Raw genomic sequence first — 18190 nt, 5'->3', positions numbered from 1 at the left:
AGCGGCGCTAGGAGCTGCGGCCGGTGGAGCAGTCGGAGCAGACCCCCCAGTACACGACCTCGGCCTCGTCGATGACGAAGCCCCGGTCGTCGGAGGCGGTCAGGCAGGGCGCGTGGCCCACCGCGCAGTCGACGTCGGCGACGGCACCGCACGAGCGGCACACGGCGTGGTGGTGGTTGTCGCCGACGCGTCCCTCGAACCGGGCGGCGCTGCCGGCCGGTTCGATGCGGCGTATGAGACCAGCGGCGGTGAGCGCGTGCAGGGCCTCGTAGACGGCTTGTACGGAGATGTGACCCACTCGCTCGCGGACCTGGGAGGCGATCGCCTCGGCGGCTAGGTGGTCGCCCGCGCGGACGGTGTCCAGCAGCGCGACACGGGCCGCCGTGACGCGGAGGCCCGCACCGCGCAGTTCCGCGGCGGCGGTGGTCGGGGGCTGGGATGCGGTCATGGGAGAAACCTACCGCCATAAACACGAGAGATTCAAGAAAACGAGGCTTACAAGTCTGAGACTTCTCAACGTGACTGTCCGACTCCTCGAGGTGACCGGCCGGCATCGGTACGCACCAGACAAAGCATCGGGATGTACCAGACAAAACGGAAACCCGAGGTGGTGGTTCCCCGCCAGGGCGGCGCTCACTCGTCCGGGTGCTCCGGGGCCGCCATCCGTGGCAGGGCGGAGGCTCTCTCGTTCGGCAGCAGTGTGAGGTTTCCGGCATGACGTGAATGTCGGGGTGCCGGAGGGCAGCAGTCCCCTTCATGCCCCACGCGAACCTCCAGCGGCAGGTGATTGGATGACCACGGCGACGACCCGGACGCCCCGGACGCCGCCCGCACGGCCCGACGCGACCACCGCCCCGGCCCCACCGGACGGCATCAGACCCGCGCTGCCCTCGCTCACCGGACTGCGCTGGGTGGCGGCCCTGCTGGTGTTCGGACTGCACATCAACAACTTCGGCTACCTCGGCGGCCAGGCCGGACGCCTGGTCTCCTGGGCCTTCACCCCCGGCGGCACGGGGGTGTCGTTCTTCTTCATCCTGTCCGGGTTCGTGCTCACCTGGTCGGCCCGGCCCGGCGACAAGGCACCCGGCTTCTGGCGGCGGCGGATCGCCCGCGTCTACCCGGTCCACCTGGCCACCGCCCTGCTCGCGGTCGCCATCGCCCTCGCCATGGGCAAGCCGGCGCTCCCCACCTGGAAGCAGACCCTGGCGAACGTGTCGCTGGTGCACTCCTGGTGGCAGCCCTGGTGGCAGACGCTCAACCCGGTGAGCTGGTCACTGGCCTGCGAGGCGTTCTTCTACGCGCTCTTCCCGGCCCTCTTCTGGCTGCTGCGCCGCCTGGGCGCGCGCGGCACGCTGGTCCTCGGCGGCTGCGCGGCGGTGATCGCCCTGCTGCTGGCCTGGGCGGACGCCCATCACTGGCTGAACCAGCCGATGTACTCGCTGCCCCTGGCCCGGCTGCCGGAGTTCGTGCTCGGCACGGTCACCGCGCGGCTGGTGCTGCTCGGCCGCTGGCGCGGTCCCGGCCTGGAGGGCTCGCTCGCCCTGGCCATCCTCGGCTACTTCCTCGTCCCCCAGGTGGCGCCGGGCTACGCGGCCACGTCCTGCACCCTGGCCGGGTTCACCCTGCTGATCCCGGCGGCGGCCGTGGCCGACCTGCGCGGGGTGCCGACGCTGTGGCGGGGGCGGCGGCTGGTGCGGCTCGGGGAGCTGTCGTTCGCGTTCTACATGGTGCATCTGCTGGTGCTGCGCGCGGGCATCTCGGTCCTGGGTGACAAGCCCCGCTTCGGCGCCGTGGCCGGGATCGGGGTGACCGCGGCCGCGTTCGCGATCTCGCTCGGGCTGTCCTGGGCGCTGTTCGAGGGGGTGGAGCGCCCGGTGCGCCGCCTGCTGCTGCGGGGCGGGCGGCCGAAGGAGCGGCCCTCGGTCCAGAAGGAGCCGGTCGCGGCCGACTGACCCGCGGCAGCCGGGTGCCGGCCCCTCACTGGAGAGGGACCGGCACCCTTCGCATACGCCGTCAGGAGTTGGCGCAGATGTTGCCGAACGCGGGGTTCAGCAGGCCCACGACGTCGATCGTGTTGCCGCACAGGTTGACCGGGATCTCCACCGGGACCTGGATGACGTTGCCGGAGGCGACGCCGGGGCTGTTGGCGGCGACACCGGTGGTCGGGTCGGGGTCGGCCGCCTGGGCCGCCGTGGCGCCGGAGAGGGCAAGGGCGCCCGCGAGAACGGCCGTTGCAGCAAGCTTGCGCATACGCATGAGGTTGCCTCACTGAAATCGAGGTTGGGGACCCCTCCATCACAGCGGCAGGTCGGGCGGTGCGCCCGCCGTGGTACTCCGTTCGGGCGGTGGCCCCCGGTCCGGGGTGGTCCGAGGCGGGAGCGGGAGGCTCCCGGTGGGTGAAGTCGGCCCGGCCGCCCAGGGGTTGACCTGGACGGCCGGCCGCTCGGACGCCTGACCGGGCCGGGGACCGTGCACGGCGGGCCGCGCGGCCCGCCGTGCACGTCACCCTAGGCCCGGCCCGCGAAGCCCGCCTTCCGGGCCGCGCGCCCGCGCACTACGGGAACTGCGTGATCTTGGACGGGATGGTGTCCGACCCCGAGGTGGGGGCCCCGGTGTTGTTGACGACGTGGGCGTACTGGCCCTTGCCGCCCAGTGAGATCACCAGGATGTCGTGCAGCTTGACCCCGGAGTTCACCGGGACCTGGAAGCCGTGCGCCTGGACGATGGAGGAGTCCGTGGTGAAGTTGCAGTAACTGCCCAGACCCCATGCCTCGTGCGAGGTGACCGAGTCGGCGACCTTGTAGGCCGCGTAGCCGACGATGCCGTCATGGGTGATGGCGGCGGAGTTGGGCACGTCGTACGCCTTCTCGTTCTGGAAGAAGATGGTGCGCCCGCGCTGGCCGGCCCAGTACACGTCGTACTTGTTGTAGTGCTCGACGAACAGGCCGGTGGCCAGGACGTCGTTGCCGTTCACGCGCAGGCCGTAGTCGGCGCGGTTGGTGTCCCAGCCGACGCCGCTGCCGTGGTCGGCGCGCCACAGCCAGGTGTGGTCGATGATCACGTTGTTGCTGTTGACCACGACCGAGTTGGTGGCGAGGCCGGGTCCGGCACCGCCGATGCGCACGAACACGTCCTGCATGGAGGTGGGGTTGGCCGAGTGGTCGGCGGTGGAGCCGGCCGGGCCGATCCGCAGCAGGGTGTCGGAGTTGGCGCTGCCCGCGTCGATGAGGAAGCCGGCGAGCTTCACACCGTCCACGTCGGCCACGTGCATGGCGTCGACGCCGCCGTCCGGGACGATGGTCGCGAGGCCGAGACCGAGGACCACGGTGTTGGCGCGAGTGACCTCGATCGCCCGGTCCAGGTGGTAGACACCCGGCGTGAACAGCAGGTTGAGGCCCTGGGCGAGCGCGGTGTTGATGGTGGCGGCGGTGGCGCCGGGCTTGACCACGTAGAACTGGTCGAGCGGCAGCGAGGTCCCCGCGTTGGCCGGCCAGGACACGCCCCGCGCGTTGGTGCGCTTGGCCGGGACGAACACCTTGTACGTGGAGCCGTCGAGGTAGAGGAACGGCTTCTCGCGGGAGACCGGGGTGTTGTCCAGCGTGGTGTACGGGCCGCTGTCGAAGTTGGTCGCGGGCGCACCCTGCACCCCGCTGAACACCATGTTCCAGACGCCGTTGGTCCAGCCGCCGACCGAGCTGTCCCGGGTGTACCACTGCTGCTGGGAGTACGGTCCCACCGTGCCGTCGATCTTCGAGTCGGCGATGTAGCCGCCGGAGGCCCAGCCGTAGCCGTTGGGCGCGAGGTTGAGCCCGCCCTGGACGTGGATGCGGCGGAACGGCGCGGCCTGGGCGACGGCCCAGCGGTCGGTGCCGTTGACCGGGCGGATGGCGAGGTTCTCCGCCGAACGCCAGAAGTTCTGCGTGGCGTTGCCGTTGAACCAGCCCGCGTCGACGGTGATGTCGCCGTTGATCTGCACGTCGTCGGGGTTGAGCCCGACGCCGGAGACCGAGGTGTAGAAGCCGAGCTGGGCGTTGATGTTGTTGTACGTGCCCGGCTTCATCAGGAACTGGTAGCGGCCGGAGCCGAACTGGTTCGACTCCTGGCCGGCGAAGACGCTGTCGAACTTCTGCTGGAGGTTCGGCGTGCTCGGGTCGACGACGATCACGTTCGGGCCGAGGTCGCCGCCGCCCTGCACCGGCGGGACACCGGTGGTGCCGGTGTGCACGGCCATCTCCCACAGCGAGTAGCCGTAGGCGGTGCCGCGCGCGGTCCCGTTGACGCGCACGTACCGGCCGGACCCGCTGACCGCGTACGAGGTGGTGCCGCCGGTGGCGCCGGTGACGGTCTTGAGGGTGGTCCAGTTGGCGCCGTCGGTCGAGCTCTGGAGCTGGAAGTCCTTGCCGTAGGCGGCTTCCCAGTTCAGGTCGATGCCGCACAGGTCCTGTACCGAGCCGAGGTCGACGCGCAGCCACTGCGGGTCGGCGAAGGCGCTGGACCAGCGGGTACCCGTGTCGCCGTCGAAGGCGGCGGAGGCCGGGGTGCCCGCGTTCTCGGTGGACGAGGCGGTGGCGGGCCTGCCCTGCGCGGCGTTGGCGGTGTTGCAGCCGGCCTGGGCGGCGTCCGTGGCGGCGACGGCCGGTGGTTGGAGGGTGGGCAGGGCGAGCAGTGCTGCCGTGGCGGCGAGCGCTGTCCCCAGGGATCTCAGTCTCATTGCGGCTCCCTGCGACTGCGGGACCGGGAGACCGGCCCCTGCTTAGTTCATGTTTTGATTTAAGGGATGAACCAAGCGGGCGCAAGCCTTCGGAAGCCAAATCCTTCGCGCACAAGGGCGTTCACACGGAGCGGCCGTTCACATGGGGGCGGGGCTGTCCGGACCATGTGCTTTGGTCCCGACAGCCCCGCCCGGTGAGGTCAGCGGCCCGGCCGTCCCTGGGTGCGCAGTTGACCGACCGTCTTCAGCAACCGATCCGCCGGCGCCAGCAGTTGGGGATGGGCCAGCACGGTGTTGCGCAGTCCGCGCACCGGCCGGCGCCACACCCGCTGGGCCACGGAGACGGGATGGGGGCGGGACGCGAAGCCCTCGCCGACGCGGAGCTCGCGGGTCTTGAGCCAGTCCTTGTACTCCTTGTCGCCCCGCCCGAGGTCGACCAGGGTCACCCCGCTGCGGGCGGCGCCCTCGGCGGTGCGCAGGTGCATCATCAACCCCGGCGAGTAGTAGTGCAGTTCGGGGTCGTAGGCGGTGAACCAGGCGGCCAGGACGGTGCTGGAGCGTGGGCCGAAGTGGGCGGCGACCGGGCGGTCACCCGCGTACAGCACGGAGAGCACGCCGGTGAAGTGCTCCTCGCGGACGTGGAAGAGGTGGTCCACCAGGTCCACGATCCAGCGGCGGGAGAACCGGTCCATGCGGCCGGTCCGGCGGTACTGGGCCGACTTCCAGCGCATCAGGGTGCGCAGCATGTTCGGGTCGCGCTCGTCGAAGACGAAGCGCACCTCGCCGATGTCCCGGCCGAGCCGGCGCTCCTTCTTCAGGGTCGTCTTGGCGAGCCCCGGATAGGTTGCACGCAGCCACTCGGCGTAGGTGCCGTCGCCGGGCTTCACGTCGATGACCGGGGAGGCGAAGGTGCCGGTGAGGTGCGGGGCGAACGGCCGCTGCTCCTGGACGAGATGGTCGAACTCGAAGATGCTGAGCCCGCAGGCGCGCAGCAGTTCGGCGGCGTCCCAGGTGACGCCGGGCCGGTGCACGAGCGCCTGGCAGTCGGAGAGCCCGAGCCCGATGGCCCGTCCGGTGCCGAGCGGCCCGCGCTCGAACGGGAGGAAGCCGACCGGCTCACCGTCCTCGCGCAGCACCGCGACGCGTACGCCGCCGCGATGGCGGCCGACTCCGATGGCGAACTCCGGTGCGAGGAAGGGGTTGGCGTACTCGGGTGACTCGTCCATCGCCCGGTGCCAGGCCCCGCGCAGCGCGGAGGTCAGTTCGCCGGGTCTGTGAATGGTGATCTCCACCGTGGTTCGCCCCGCCCTTCATGTGATCGCTCCCCCTCGCGCACCGCCGCTCAAACGTGGCGAAACAGTACGCACAGCGTCCAGGGTGCCTCACCGGACGGACGGTCCGCCACGGTTCCGCGCAGATCGCCGAGTCCGACAAGTCCCCCGCACAGGGCGGCCGTTCACTTACCGCCGTGTAAAGAGACGGTTTGGTCCAGTCCAAAGACGCGCATTGGACTAGACCAAGCCGGGCGCCGTCCACGAGTCTGGCCCTCCCCCATCCCCCACCCCCTCTGGAGGCTCGCAGTGAGACGACTTCGGGCATGTCTGGGCGCGGCGGCCGCCGTCACGCTGGCCGCGGCCGGCACGACGGCACTGGTCGCGGGCAGCGCGTCCGGCGCCACGAGCGCACTCGACAACCGCTGGTACGCGGCGGCCCCGTATCTGATGCCGACGGACAACGACCCGCCGGACGCGGCCGCCATCATGGACGCGACCGGCCTCAAGGCGTTCCAGCTCGCATTCGTGCTGGCGCCCAACGGCGGTGGCTGCTCGCCCACTTGGGGCGGCACCTCGCCGGTCTCCTCGGACACCGCCGTGCAGTCCGTGATCAACACCATCCGGTCCAAGGGCGGTGACGTCTCCATCTCGATCGGCGGGTACGGCGGCACCAAGCTGGGCCAGACCTGCGCCGACCTGGCGGCCACGGCGGCGGCCTACCAGCAGGTCATCTCCAAGTACGGCCTGCACGCCATCGACTTCGACCTGGAGGAGCCGGAGTACGAGAACACGGCGGCCATCCACAACGAGATCGGCGCGGCCAAGATCCTCCAGCAGAACAACCCCGGCCTGTACGTCTCGGTCACCACGGCCGGCACGGCGGACGGCACCGGATGGTTCGGCAAGCAGATGCTGCTGGAGGCGAAGTCCCAGGGCTTCACCCCGAACAACTTCTCCATCATGCCGTTCGACGGCGGCTTCAACGGTGCGGCGAGCCAGACCGCCGCACTGGCCGCCTTCAACGGCGTCCTGCGCTCCACCTTCGGCTGGGACGAGGCCACGGCCTACGCCCACGAGGGCTTCTCCGGGATGAACGGCCGCAGCGACACCGGGGAGTACTTCTCCCAGGCGGACTTCCAGACGGTGCTGGACTTCGCCACGAGCCACCACATGGACCGCTTCACCTTCTGGTCGCTGAACCGGGACCGCCAGTGCACCCCGGCCGACAACGGCGGCCGTACGTCCGGCACGTGCTCCAGCGTGGCCCAGAGCGCCTGGGACTTCGCCAAGTTCTCGGTGAAGTTCGCCGGCGCCACCCCGCCGAACCCGACCCCCACACCCACCCCGACCCCGACGCCCCCGAACCCCGGCAACTCCTGCAAGGCCGCCTGGAGTTCGTCGGCCGTGTACGTCGCCGGGGACGAGGCGTCCTACAACCACCACAACTGGAAGGCCAAGTGGTGGACCCAGAACGAGACCCCGAACGGCTCCGACTGGGGCCCGTGGCAGGACGAGGGCTCGTGCTGATCGCATGAGAACGTGCCTGCCTCTTGACGGGCCTGGACCGGACCTTTGGCTTCACGGGTCATCGGCGTCCAAGGATGCGTTCGGCGTTCAGCATGCTGAACGCATCCGGCCCGGCGGGGGCCCGTGTCGCGTTCTGCGGGCTGACCGTCCAGCACGGGGTGACCCGCGCTCCCACCTGCGCGAGTGGTGCATTCGGGCGAACGGTCGTAGCGTCGGCACACGGTCGGACACAGCACGACAGGTGGGAGCGACCATGCGCGGATCACTGGTGGGAACGACGGTCACCCTGGCTGCGGGGGCCCTGCTCACCGCGGCGATGACGACGGCGTCGGCCAGCCCGCCGACGGCCTCCGTGCCACACCGGACCGCGCCCGTGCTCGTCGACTGCCAGTTCAAGAAGAACGTGCGCCCTGCCGACTTCATCCTGGCCTGCGGCGACGGCAACAGCCGGCTCGGCGGGCTCCAGTGGGTGAAGTGGGACTCGGAGTCGGCCGTGGCCGAGGGTGTGAACATGGTCAACGACTGCGACCCGTACTGCGCCAGGGGCGTCTTCCGCTCCTACCACGTGACCGTGCGCCTGGACCGCCCGGCCCAGTGGGAGAAGAACCCGGACGTCAAGCGCTACACCCGGATGAGCGTCACGTACGACGACGCGCGCCCGAAGGGCTTCACGCAGACCATGGTCTACCCGCTCTGGAGCTGATCCCGCCCGTACGCGCTCCGCTCCGGCCCCCCGTGCATGGGGGCCGGAGCGGACGCGGGCGGCTCAGGCCAGCTCGACCAGCAGGTCTCCGCCCTCCACCTGCTGGATGCGGTTGATCGCCAGCCGGGACACCCGGCCCGCCTTCGGCGCGGTGATCGTCGCCTCCATCTTCATCGCCTCGATGGTGGCCACGGTCTCCCCGGCCGCCACCTCGGCGCCCTCCTCCACCGCGAGCGTCACCACCCCGGCGAACGGCGCCGCCACGTGGCCCGGCTTCGAGCGGTCGGCCTTCTCCGTCACGGGGACGTCGGTGGCGGCCGAGCGGTCGCGGACCTGGATGGGCCGGAGCTGGCCGTTGAGGGTCGACATCACCGTGCGCATGCCGCGCTCGTCCGCCTCGCCGACCGCCTGCAGCTCGATCAGCAGCCGCACACCGGGCTCCAGGTCGACGGCGTACTCCTTGGCCGGGCGCAGGCCGTAGAAGAACGACTTGCTGTCCAGGACGCTGGTGTCGCCGTACGCCTGGCGGTGGGTGTCGAACTCGCCGGTCGGGCCGGGGAACAGCAGCCGGTTGAGCGTGGGCTTCGGGTCCTTCTCCAGCCCCTCGCGGTCCTCGGCGGACAGCTCCCGCACCGGCTTGGCCTCGGCGCGGCCGCGCAGCGCCTTGGTACGGAACGGCTCCGGCCAGCCGCCGGGCGGGGTGCCCAGCTCGCCGCGGAGGAAGCCGATCACCGAGTCCGGGATGTCGAAGCGGTCGGGGTCGGCCTCGAAGTCGTCCGGCGAGACGCCCGCGCCGACCAGGTGCAGGGCGAGGTCACCGACCACCTTGGACGACGGGGTGACCTTGACCAGGCGGCCCAGGATGCGGTCGGCGGCCGCGTACATCGCCTCGATCTCCTCGAAGCGGTCGCCGAGGCCGAGCGCGACGGCCTGGGTGCGCAGGTTGGAGAGCTGGCCGCCGGGGATCTCGTGGTGGTAGACCCGGCCGGTCGGGGAGGCGAGACCCGCCTCGAAGGGGGCGTAGACCTTGCGCACGCCTTCCCAGTACGGCTCCAGCTCCTCGACGGCGTGGAGGCTGAGGCCGGTGGGGCGCTCGGAGTGGTCGGTGGCGGCGACCAGGGCGGACAGCGAGGGCTGCGAGGTCGTTCCGGCCATGGAGGCGACCGCGCCGTCCACCGCGTCGACGCCGGCCTGGATCGCGGCGAGGTAGGTGGCGAGCTGGCCGCCGGCCGTGTCGTGGGTGTGCAGATGCACCGGCAGCCCGAACTCGCTCCGGAGCGCGGTGACCAGCTTCGCGGCGGCGGGGGCGCGCAGCAGGCCGGCCATGTCCTTGATCGCGATGACATGGGCGCCGGCCTCGACGATGCGCTCGGCGAGCCTCAGGTAGTAGTCGAGGGTGTAGAGCCGCTCGGCGGGGTCGCTGAGGTCGGCGGTGTAGCAGAGCGCGACCTCGGCGACGGCGGTGCCGGTCTCGCGCACGGCGTCGATGGCGGGCCGCATCTGGTCGACGTCGTTCAGCGCGTCGAAGATGCGGAAGATGTCGACGCCGGTGGCGGCCGCTTCCCGTACGAAGGCGTCGGTGACCTCGGTGGGGTACGGGGTGTAGCCGACGGTGTTGCGGCCGCGCAGCAGCATCTGCAGGCAGATGTTGGGCACCGCCTCGCGCAGGGCGGCCAGCCGCTCCCACGGGTCCTCGGCGAGGAAGCGCAGCGCCACGTCGTAGGTGGCACCGCCCCAGCACTCCAGGGAGAGCAGTTCGGGCAGGGTGCGGGCGACGACGGGGGCGACCGCGAGCAGGTCCTTGGTGCGTACCCGGGTGGCCAGGAGGGACTGGTGGGCGTCGCGGAAGGTGGTGTCGGTGACGCCGAGCGCCGGGGACTCGCGCAGTTCGCGGGCGAAGCCCTCGGGGCCGAGGTGGACCAGGCGCTGCCGGGAGCCCGCCGGGGGCCCGCCCGCCGGGAGCGCGGGCAACTTGCTGACGGGGTCGAGGACTTCGGGACGCTCGCCGTGCGGCTTGTTGACGGTGACGTCGGCCAGGAAGGTGAGCAGCTTGGTGCCCCGGTCGGCCGAGTGACGGGACGTCAGCAGATGCGGGCGCTCCTCGATGAACGAGGTGGTGACGCGTCCGGCGCGGAAGTCGGGGTCGTCCAGCACGGCTTGCAGGAAGGGGATGTTGGTGGCCACGCCCCGGATACGGAACTCGGCCACCGCGCGCCGGGCACGGCCGACGGCGGCCGGGAAATCCCGTCCCCGGCAGGTGAGTTTGACCAGCATGGAGTCGAAGTGGGCGCTGATCTCGGTGCCGGCGTGGGTGGTTCCGCCGTCGAGCCGGATGCCGGAGCCGCCGGGCGAGCGGTACGCGCTGATCAGGCCGGTGTCCGGGCGGAAGCCGTTGGCGGGGTCCTCGGTGGTGATCCGGCACTGGAGGGCCGCGCCGCGCAGGGTGATCCGGTCCTGGGAGAGGCCGAGGTCGGCCAGGGTCTCTCCGCCGGCGATGCGCATCTGGGCCTGGACGAGGTCGACGTCGGTGACCTCCTCGGTGACCGTGTGCTCGACCTGGATGCGGGGGTTCATCTCGATGAAGACGTGGTTGCCGTCCCGGTCGAGGAGGAACTCCACGGTGCCCGCGTTGCGGTAGCCGATCTCGCGGGCGAAGCGCACGGCGTCGGCGCAGATCCGGTCGCGCAGCTCGGGGTCGAGGTTGGGGGCGGGCGCCAGCTCGATGACCTTCTGGTGGCGGCGCTGGAGCGAGCAGTCGCGCTCGTAGAGGTGGATCACGTTGCCCTCGCCGTCGGCGAGGATCTGGACCTCGATGTGGCGGGGGTCCACGACGGCCTTCTCCAGGAAGACGGTCGGGTCGCCGAAGGCGGACGCGGCCTCGCGGGAGGCGGCCTCGATGGACTCGCGGAGCTGGGCGGGTTCCTCGACCCGGCGCATGCCCCGGCCGCCGCCGCCCGCGACCGCCTTCACGAAGACGGGGAAGCCGATCTCGTCGGCGGCGCGCACCAGTTCGTCCACGTCGTTGGAGGGCGCGGACGAGCCGAGCACGGGCACCCCGGCCGCACGCGCGGCGGCGACCGCGCTGGCCTTGTTGCCGGTGAGTTCGAGGGTGTCGGCGCTGGGGCCGACGAAGGTGATCCCGGCCTCCTCGCAGGCGCGGGCCAGGTCGGGGTTCTCCGACAGGAAGCCGTAGCCGGGGTACACGGCGTCGGCACCGGCGCGGCGGGCGGCGGTCACGATCTCGTCGACGGAGAGATAGGCGCGGACGGGGTGACCGGGCTCGCCGATCTCGTACGCCTCGTCGGCCTTGAGCCGGTGCAGCGAGTTGCGGTCCTCATGAGGGAAGACGGCCACCGTGCGCGCGCCGAGTTCGTAGCCCGCCCGGAACGCGCGGATGGCGATCTCTCCGCGGTTGGCTACCAGCACCTTGCGGAACATCTGGGATTCCCTTCAGCCTGCCGGCGACGAACACCATGGTGTCAGCCACGTACTGCCCCCGTACTCCGCGGAAACACTAGGGGGTGCGCGCCCCGGTCGAAGTGCGAAAACCGTCACATTGACGTGCGCGCATCAGGTCGGCCGGGATCACGGCGGAGGCGCGGGGGGCAGGGACGGGCAGTGCGGGCGGGGCAGGGGGCGCCGGCGCCGGTGCGGGCCCGGACGCGCGGGCGTACGGCAGGCGGAGGCGGCGGCCGCGCAGCAGGCCGAGGACGAGGGCGGCGGAGACGGCGACGAGGTGCTCGCGCCCGGCGAGGTTGGGTACGGCGACGGACTCCCACACCATCGATCCGCCTGTCAGGGTGAAAACCACGGGGGCGCGCCGGACCACGGCCAGATAGGTGAACAGGCCCACGACGGCCGCCGACGGGCCGGTGTCGAGGACGGTTCCGCACTCGGCGGGCAGCCCGAACCCCCACCATCCGGGGCCCAGCGCGATCATCAGCCGGGCGGTGAGGGTGCCTGCCAGGGTGGTGGCGTAGGCGATGGCCAGGGTGCGGGCGCGGCCGAGGACGAGTTCGGCGAGGGCGAAGGCCAGGAACAACTGGGTGATGCCCGCCCACACCGGCAGGTCGAGCGCGGGGACGTACAGCGAGACGGGGGTGCGCAGCAGGGAGAGCCAGAGGGGGAGGTCGGCGGTGACGCCGCCGAGCCGCCGGACCCAGGTGGCGCCTACGGGGTGCTGGGCCAGGTCGTGGAAGAAGATGACGCCGGACGCGGCCACGAAGGCGAGGAGCAGCCCGGAGAGCCCGCGGTGCGCGAGGCGGTGTACCGGGTCCACCACGATGGCGTGCCATTCGCCGCGCAGGGTGCGCCCGGTGAACCGGGCCGCGCGCACGAGGAGGCTCCGCGCCCCCGGTTCCCCCGCCACGTGCCGCTCCCCCTTCACCCGATGGCCCGCCGGGACGGGCGGTCACAGTTCAGCGGGCCGGGAACCGGGAGTCAAGATCTACGGCTTCGGCCGATACGCGACCGGCGCCCGGTTCACGGCCAACGCCACGGTTTGCACGTCCACTTCATGGAAGGCCGCTGCTTTCTTTCCATTTTGATCATCAACTCTCGTATAGTGACCGCCGGTTCACCCCAGACGGTGTTTCTTGTCGTTTCTCGTCTCCCGACCACCCCCGATTTCCGCGAGGACCAGACCGGACCGATGACCGCGCCCACGCCCCCCGGCGACCGCCCAGCCCTCCGTACGCCCGCTCTCGCCCTGGCCGCGGCCGCCGTCCTGTCGGCGCTCGCGCTCGGCGCGGTCGTGGCGGTGGCCCCGCATCCGGCGCGCGACGCGCTGCTGTGGGCCGGGGGTTCGGCAGCGGTCGTGCTCTGTGCCGCGGTGACCGTGGCCGCCCATGCCCGGGGTACCGCACGGCGCGCCCGGCTGCGGCTGGAGAGCGCGCTGGCAGATGTGGAGCGGCTGGAGCGGCAGCGGACCTCGGACGTCCAGGAGACCCGCAGGGAGCAGCAGCGGCTCATCGATGAACTGGCCGCGCAGCGCGCCGAGTTCAGCGCCGAGCAGGCGCGGATCGAGAAGGAGGGCGCGCGGGAGGCGGAGCGGCTGCGCCGTGAGGTGCTGCGGCTCTCCGGCGAGCTGGAGAAGGCCCGGCGCGAGCGGGCGGCGGCCGTGTCGGCCACCTCCAACACGGCGGGCCGGATGCAGGCGCTGGCCACGGCCACCCTGGCCGACCTGCGGGCGATGGAGGAGCGGCACAGCGACGAGGACGTGCTCGCCGACCTGCTGCATCTGGACCACCGCACGGCGCAGGCGGGCCGGCTGGCGGACTCCATCGCCGTGCTGACCGGGGCGCGTTCGGGACGGCGCTGGGCGCGGCCCATCGCCATGGAGTCCATCCTGCGCGGTGCCATGGGCCGGATCGGCGGCTACCGCCGGGTGCGGGTGCACTCCGTCAGCGAGGTCGCCGTCGCCGGGCACGCGGCCGAGGGCGTCATGCACGCGCTCGCCGAACTCCTGGACAACGCCACGAACTTCTCCCCGCCCACCGCCGAGGTCCACGTCTACGTGGAGGAGGTCCCGGCCGGGGTCATCGTCTCCGTGGAGGACAGCGGCCTGGTGATGGGCGACGTCCAACTGCGGCGTGCCGAGAAGGCGGTGAGCGGTGACGTCTCCGGGCTGGGCGGTCTCACCGGTACCCGGCTCGGGCTCGCGGTGGTCGGCAGGCTGGCCCGCAAGCACGGGCTGAAGGTGTCGTTCCGGCCCTCGGCGCGCGGCGGCACCGGTGTGCTGATGCTCGTACCGCAGGAGATCCTCACCAGCCCGGCACCCGCGGCCCCCGTCACCCCCGCGCCCGCGCCCGAGCGCCCCGCCGCGCCGCCCGCCCCGGTGCGCGAGGCCCCCGCGCCGCCCGCCGAGGAGGTGGACGGTCTGCCCAAGCGCCGTCGGGGCCGGACGCTGGCCGAGGCCGAGCGGTCCCGGTCGGCCTCGCCGGGCGGCACCGACCGGCCCGCACCCGGTCCCGACGAGGCCAAGGTCCGCGCGGCCCGCTTCAGCAGCTTCCGCAACGCGGTACGCCCCGGCGCGACCCCCGGGGGCGACGCACCGCACACCCGGCCCGGCGAACCGCGCGACGGTGACCCGGCCGGCACCCCCGCTGACCACCGTCCCCCCAACGAACCGCACACGCACCTGGAAGGCGACACCACTTCATGACCGGCCCGACCACCGCGGACGACACGCTCACCTGGCTCCTCGAGGGCCTGCTGGAGAAGACTCCGGGCGCCCGGCACGCGCTCGTCCTCTCCCGCGACGGCCTCAAGCTGTGCCGTACCCCGGAGTTGTCCGTCGACCAGGCGGACCAGCTCGCCGCCATCGCCGCCGGCATCCAGTCGCTGTCGCACGGCGCGTCCGTGGAGTTCGGCGACGGCAGCGGCGGCGTCCGCTCGGCGATGGCCGAGTTCTACGGCGGGGTGCTGTTCATCGTCGAGGCCGGCGAGGGCGCCCACCTGGCCGTGGTGACCAGCGACGACGCCGACCCGGGCGTGGTCGGCCACACGATGAGCGAACTGGTGGAGCAGCTCGGCGAGCACCTGACCGCGCCGCCCCGCTCCTCATGAGCCGACCGGGCAGGGACGACGCTCCCGACCGTCTCTACACCATCACCCGGGGACGGCTCGGGACCGGCGCCGGCGGCCCGCTGGACCTGGTCACGCTGATCGTCGCCGAGTCGGCGGCGGCCACCGGCATGCAGTCCGAGCACGTGGCCATCCTGCGGCTGACGGAGTTCCCCACCTCGGTGGTGGAGATCGCCGCCGAGCTGCGCCTGCCCGTCAGCATCACCAAGGTGCTGCTGTCCGACCTGCTGGCCACCGGCCATGTCAGCGCCCGCCATCCGCGCCGCCCCGCCATCACCGACCCCGACATCCTGGAGCAGGTGCTCGTTGGACTCCGCAATCTCTGACGCGCGCACCCCGTTGGGTGCCTCCGCCGACAACGGTCTGAAGATCGTCGTCGTGGGCGGCTTCGGCGTCGGCAAGACCACGCTGGTCCGCTCGGTCAGCGAGATCCGTCCCCTCAACACCGAGGAGACGATGACGCAGGCGGGCGAGGCGGTGGACGACATCGCGCAGGTGGGCGGCAAGACGGCCACCACCGTCGCCTTCGACTTCGGCCGCATCACCCTGGACGCGCACAACGTGCTGTACCTGTTCGGCGCGCCTGGCCAGGAGCGGTTCTGGTTCCTGTGGGACCGGCTGTTCTCCGGCACGCTCGGCGCGGTCGTCCTGGTCGACACCCGGCGCATCGACGACTCCTGGTACGCCATCGACCGCCTGGAGCACCACGGCACGCCGTTCATCGTGGCCTGCAACGACTTCGGCGGCCCGGTGCACGCGGGCGCGGACGTGCGCGAGGCGCTCGATCTCGATCCGGACGTACCGCTCGTCGACTGCGACGCGCGGTCCCGTGAGTCGGCCAAGGAGGTCCTGATCACCCTGGTCCGCCATGTGCAGGCCCGGTACGCCACGGCCGCCGGGGTCAGAGGGGAACTGGTGTGATGTCCGAGGCCGTTCCGCTCGGCGGACCCCGTTTCCAGACCGAACCCGCCTGCCTGTACCGGGAGATGCGGCGCAACCACGGCTCCGTCGTCCCGGTGGAGCTGGACGGCGGCATCCCGGCGTGGCTGGTGCTGGGCTACCGCGAGCTGCACCAAGTCACCGGCGATCCGGTGCTGTTCAGCCGGGACTCCGAGCTGTGGAACCAGTGGGAGAACATCCCAGAGGACTGGCCGCTGCTGCCGATGATCGGGCACCGCCAGCCCTCCATCCTCTACACGGTCGGGGAACGGCACCGGCAGCGCGCGGCGATGATCAGCAACGCGCTGGAGTCGGTCGACCCCTTCGAACTCAGGCGCCAGGCCGAGCGGTTCGCGGACGAGCTGATCGACACCGTCTGCCTCTCCGGCGAGGCCGACCTGGTCGCCCAGTACTCGTCCCTGCTGCCCGTACGGGTCCTCGCGCACCTCTACGGCTTCCCGGACGACGAGGGGCCGGAGCTGGTCACCGCGCTCAACGACATGATCGACGGCCGGGAGCGGGCGCTGGCCGGCCAGTCCCACCTCGCCTCCTCCATGGCCCGGCTGGTCGCGGAGCGCGGTGAGCAGCCCGCCGCCGACGTGGTCTCGCGGATGCTGGCGGACGACAGCGGGTTCACGGCCGAGGAGATCGTCCAGGACCTGATGGTGATGATGGCGGCCGGGCACCAGCCGACCGCCGACTGGATCGGCAACTCGCTGCGGCTGATGCTGACCGACGACCGGTTCGCGGCCTCCCTGTTCGGCGGCCGCAACAGTGTCGCGGAGGCGATGAACGAGGTGCTGTGGGAGGACACGCCCACGCAGAACGTGGCGGGCCGCTGGGCCGCGCGCGACACCCACCTCGGCGGGCGCCGGGTCCGCGCCGGCGACCTGCTGCTGCTCGGTCTCCAGGGCGCCAACTCCGACCCCCAGGTGCGTACCGACGCCTCCGCGCTGACCGGCGGGAACAATGCGCACTTCTCCTTCGGGCACGGCGAGCACCGCTGCCCGTTCCCGGCGCAGGAGGTCGCCGAGGTCATCGCGCGCACCGGCATCGAGGTCGTCCTCGACCGGCTGCCGGACATCGACCTGGCGGTGCCCGCCGGGTCCCTCACCCGTCGGCCCTCGCCCTGGCTGCGCGGGCTGACCGAGCTGCCCGTGCGGTTCACTTCGACCCCTGCCCTGGGAGGCACGTCACGATGACCACCGATACCGGGATTCCCCGTATCGCCCTCGACCCCTTCGTCACCGACCTGGACGGCGAGAGCGCGGCCTTGCGCGCGGCCGGACCGCTGGCGGCCGTGGAGCTGCCCGGCGGGGTGCCGGTGTGGGCCGTCACCCGGCACGCCGAGGCCAAGGCGCTGCTGACCGACCCGCGCCTGGTGAAGGACATCAATGTGTGGGGCGCCTGGCGGCGCGGCGAGATACCGGCGGACTGGCCGCTGATCGGGCTGGCCAATCCGGGCCGTTCGATGCTCACCGTGGACGGCGCGGACCACCGCCGGATGCGCACACTGGTGGCGCAGGCGCTCACCCCGCGCCGGGTGGAGCTGATGCGGGAGCGGATCGGCAAGCTCACCCAGGACCTGCTGGACGCGCTGCCCGCCGACGGCGGGGTGGTCGACCTGAAGGCGGCCTTCGCCTATCCGCTGCCGATGTACGTGGTGGCCGAGCTGATGGGCATCGACGAGGCGCTGCTGCCCCGGCTGAAGGTGCTGTTCGAGAAGTTCTTCTCCACCCAGACCCCGCCCGCCGAGGTCATCGCCACCCTGACCGAGCTGGCCGGGATGATGGCGGCGACCGTCGCGGCGAAGCGTGCCGAGCCGGGCGACGACCTCACCAGCGCGCTGATCCTCGCCTCGGCGGACGGCGACCACCTCACCGACGAGGAGATCGTCGCCACCCTCCAGTTGATGATCGCGGCCGGGCACGAGACCACGATCTCGCTGATCGTCAACGCCGTCGTCAACCTCTCCACCCACCCCGGCCAGCGGGACCTGGTGCTGTCCGGGCAGGCGGACTGGTCGGCGGTGGTCGAGGAGACGCTGCGCTGGTCCACCCCGACCTCGCACGTGCTGATCCGCTTCGCCACCGAGGACGTACCGGTCGGCGACCGCGTCATCCCGGCCGGGGACGCGCTGATCGTGTCGTACGGCGCGCTCGGCCGGGACGAGGAGGCGCACGGGCCGAGCGCCGGGGAGTTCGACATCACGCGGGAGACCAGGAACCGGCACATCTCCTTCGGCCACGGCCCGCACGTCTGTCCGGGCGCGGCGCTGTCCCGACTGGAGGCGGGGGTCGCGCTGCCCGCGCTGTACGCCCGTTTCCCGCACCTGGACCTGGCGGTCCCGGCGGCCGAGCTGCGCCACAAGCCGGTGGTCACCCAGAACGACCTGTTCGAGCTTCCGGTCCGCCTGAACGGGTGACTTGACTTCGAGCGCGCTTCAGCTCG

Annotated in this window: 15 protein-coding genes; 9 read left to right on the top strand and 6 right to left on the bottom strand. The window is 71.9% G+C overall.

The genetic code is table 11. The annotated features are described in order from the left end of the window. Positions 1–7: 7 nt before the first annotated feature. The gene (locus tag ACZ3HQ_RS07955) at positions 8–448 is read right to left on the bottom strand and encodes a Fur family transcriptional regulator (RefSeq protein WP_467508839.1); all 441 of its coding nucleotides are present in this window, start codon (positions 446–448) and stop codon (positions 8–10) included. Positions 449–791: 343 nt separating this feature from the next. Between ACZ3HQ_RS07955 and ACZ3HQ_RS07950 the strand changes: the two genes are divergently transcribed. Further along, a complete protein-coding gene (locus ACZ3HQ_RS07950) occupies positions 792–1952 on the top strand; it encodes an acyltransferase family protein (RefSeq protein WP_467508838.1) in 1161 nt (386 codons plus the stop codon). Between the two features lie 61 nt (positions 1953–2013). On the opposite strand, the gene ACZ3HQ_RS07945 is transcribed toward ACZ3HQ_RS07950, so the two are convergent. The 3 genes from ACZ3HQ_RS07945 to ACZ3HQ_RS07935 all read right to left on the bottom strand — a co-directional run bounded on the left by ACZ3HQ_RS07945 (position 2014) and on the right by ACZ3HQ_RS07935 (position 6003). Beyond that, positions 2014–2250, bottom strand: a complete 237-nt coding sequence (locus ACZ3HQ_RS07945) for a chaplin (RefSeq protein WP_350902580.1) — start codon at positions 2248–2250, stop codon at positions 2014–2016. Positions 2251–2554: 304 nt separating this feature from the next. Next, positions 2555–4711, bottom strand: coding sequence for a discoidin domain-containing protein (locus ACZ3HQ_RS07940; protein ID WP_467508837.1), 2157 nt, complete (start codon positions 4709–4711; stop codon positions 2555–2557). A 200-nt stretch (positions 4712–4911) separates the two neighbouring features. Then, complete coding sequence (locus tag ACZ3HQ_RS07935) at positions 4912–6003, bottom strand: GNAT family N-acetyltransferase (RefSeq protein ID WP_467508836.1); 1092 nt, start codon at positions 6001–6003, stop codon at positions 4912–4914. A gap of 288 nt (positions 6004–6291) precedes the next feature. Between ACZ3HQ_RS07935 and ACZ3HQ_RS07930 the strand changes: the two genes are divergently transcribed. Together ACZ3HQ_RS07930 and ACZ3HQ_RS07925 are read left to right on the top strand one after the other, a co-directional pair. Then, entirely contained in the window at positions 6292–7512 is a 1221-nt protein-coding gene (locus ACZ3HQ_RS07930) for a carbohydrate-binding protein (RefSeq protein ID WP_467508835.1), read from the top strand. Between the two features lie 253 nt (positions 7513–7765). Continuing rightward, a complete protein-coding gene (locus tag ACZ3HQ_RS07925) occupies positions 7766–8215 on the top strand; it encodes a hypothetical protein (RefSeq protein ID WP_467508834.1) in 450 nt (149 codons plus the stop codon). A 63-nt stretch (positions 8216–8278) separates the two neighbouring features. On the opposite strand, the gene ACZ3HQ_RS07920 is transcribed toward ACZ3HQ_RS07925, so the two are convergent. Both ACZ3HQ_RS07920 and ACZ3HQ_RS07915 read right to left on the bottom strand, forming a co-directional pair. Further along, entirely contained in the window at positions 8279–11653 is a 3375-nt protein-coding gene (locus tag ACZ3HQ_RS07920) for a pyruvate carboxylase (protein WP_467508833.1), read from the bottom strand. A 76-nt stretch (positions 11654–11729) separates the two neighbouring features. Continuing rightward, positions 11730–12584, bottom strand: a complete 855-nt coding sequence (locus tag ACZ3HQ_RS07915) for a hypothetical protein (RefSeq protein WP_467508832.1) — start codon at positions 12582–12584, stop codon at positions 11730–11732. Between the two features lie 282 nt (positions 12585–12866). Between ACZ3HQ_RS07915 and ACZ3HQ_RS07910 the strand changes: the two genes are divergently transcribed. Genes ACZ3HQ_RS07910 through ACZ3HQ_RS07885 form a run of 6 tightly spaced genes read left to right on the top strand, consistent with a single transcriptional unit; the run spans position 12867 to position 18164 of the window. Continuing rightward, positions 12867–14378: an ATP-binding protein gene (locus tag ACZ3HQ_RS07910; RefSeq protein WP_467508831.1), complete on the top strand. Its 1512-nt coding sequence runs from the start codon at positions 12867–12869 to the stop codon at positions 14376–14378. After that, positions 14375–14782 (top strand): roadblock/LC7 domain-containing protein, encoded by a 408-nt coding sequence (locus tag ACZ3HQ_RS07905; RefSeq protein WP_467508830.1) that lies wholly within the window; start codon positions 14375–14377, stop codon positions 14780–14782. Before ACZ3HQ_RS07910 ends, ACZ3HQ_RS07905 begins: the two co-directional genes overlap by 4 nt. Continuing rightward, on the top strand, positions 14779–15126 hold the full coding sequence (locus tag ACZ3HQ_RS07900) for a DUF742 domain-containing protein (RefSeq protein ID WP_467508829.1): 348 nt from the start codon (positions 14779–14781) through the stop codon (positions 15124–15126). Before ACZ3HQ_RS07905 ends, ACZ3HQ_RS07900 begins: the two co-directional genes overlap by 4 nt. A gap of 13 nt (positions 15127–15139) precedes the next feature. Further along, positions 15140–15721: a GTP-binding protein gene (locus ACZ3HQ_RS07895; protein WP_467509062.1), complete on the top strand. Its 582-nt coding sequence runs from the start codon at positions 15140–15142 to the stop codon at positions 15719–15721. Continuing rightward, positions 15721–16941, top strand: coding sequence for a cytochrome P450 (locus ACZ3HQ_RS07890; protein WP_467508828.1), 1221 nt, complete (start codon positions 15721–15723; stop codon positions 16939–16941). Before ACZ3HQ_RS07895 ends, ACZ3HQ_RS07890 begins: the two co-directional genes overlap by 1 nt. Then, entirely contained in the window at positions 16938–18164 is a 1227-nt protein-coding gene (locus ACZ3HQ_RS07885) for a cytochrome P450 family protein (RefSeq protein WP_467508827.1), read from the top strand. Before ACZ3HQ_RS07890 ends, ACZ3HQ_RS07885 begins: the two co-directional genes overlap by 4 nt. Positions 18165–18190: the final 26 nt, after the last annotated feature.

It is taken from the genome of Streptomyces sp. NPDC018263, from assembly GCF_055562575.1.
This window is presented reverse-complemented; position numbering and strand designations above follow the sequence as displayed.

Bases quoted from the DNA above. Each gene is read 5' to 3' on its own strand.
- ACZ3HQ_RS07955 (WP_467508839.1), bottom strand. From the start codon at position 448: ATGACCGCATCCCAGCCCCCGACCACCGCCGCCGCGGAACTGCGCGGT.
- ACZ3HQ_RS07950 (WP_467508838.1), top strand. From the start codon at position 792: ATGACCACGGCGACGACCCGGACGCCCCGGACGCCGCCCGCACGGCCC.
- ACZ3HQ_RS07945 (WP_350902580.1), bottom strand. From the start codon at position 2,250: ATGCGCAAGCTTGCTGCAACGGCCGTTCTCGCGGGCGCCCTTGCCCTC.
- ACZ3HQ_RS07940 (WP_467508837.1), bottom strand. From the start codon at position 4,711: ATGAGACTGAGATCCCTGGGGACAGCGCTCGCCGCCACGGCAGCACTG.
- ACZ3HQ_RS07925 (WP_467508834.1), top strand. From the start codon at position 7,766: ATGCGCGGATCACTGGTGGGAACGACGGTCACCCTGGCTGCGGGGGCC.
- ACZ3HQ_RS07920 (WP_467508833.1), bottom strand. From the start codon at position 11,653: ATGTTCCGCAAGGTGCTGGTAGCCAACCGCGGAGAGATCGCCATCCGC.
- ACZ3HQ_RS07910 (WP_467508831.1), top strand. From the start codon at position 12,867: ATGACCGCGCCCACGCCCCCCGGCGACCGCCCAGCCCTCCGTACGCCC.
- ACZ3HQ_RS07905 (WP_467508830.1), top strand. From the start codon at position 14,375: ATGACCGGCCCGACCACCGCGGACGACACGCTCACCTGGCTCCTCGAG.
- ACZ3HQ_RS07900 (WP_467508829.1), top strand. From the start codon at position 14,779: ATGAGCCGACCGGGCAGGGACGACGCTCCCGACCGTCTCTACACCATC.
- ACZ3HQ_RS07890 (WP_467508828.1), top strand. From the start codon at position 15,721: ATGTCCGAGGCCGTTCCGCTCGGCGGACCCCGTTTCCAGACCGAACCC.
- ACZ3HQ_RS07885 (WP_467508827.1), top strand. From the start codon at position 16,938: ATGACCACCGATACCGGGATTCCCCGTATCGCCCTCGACCCCTTCGTC.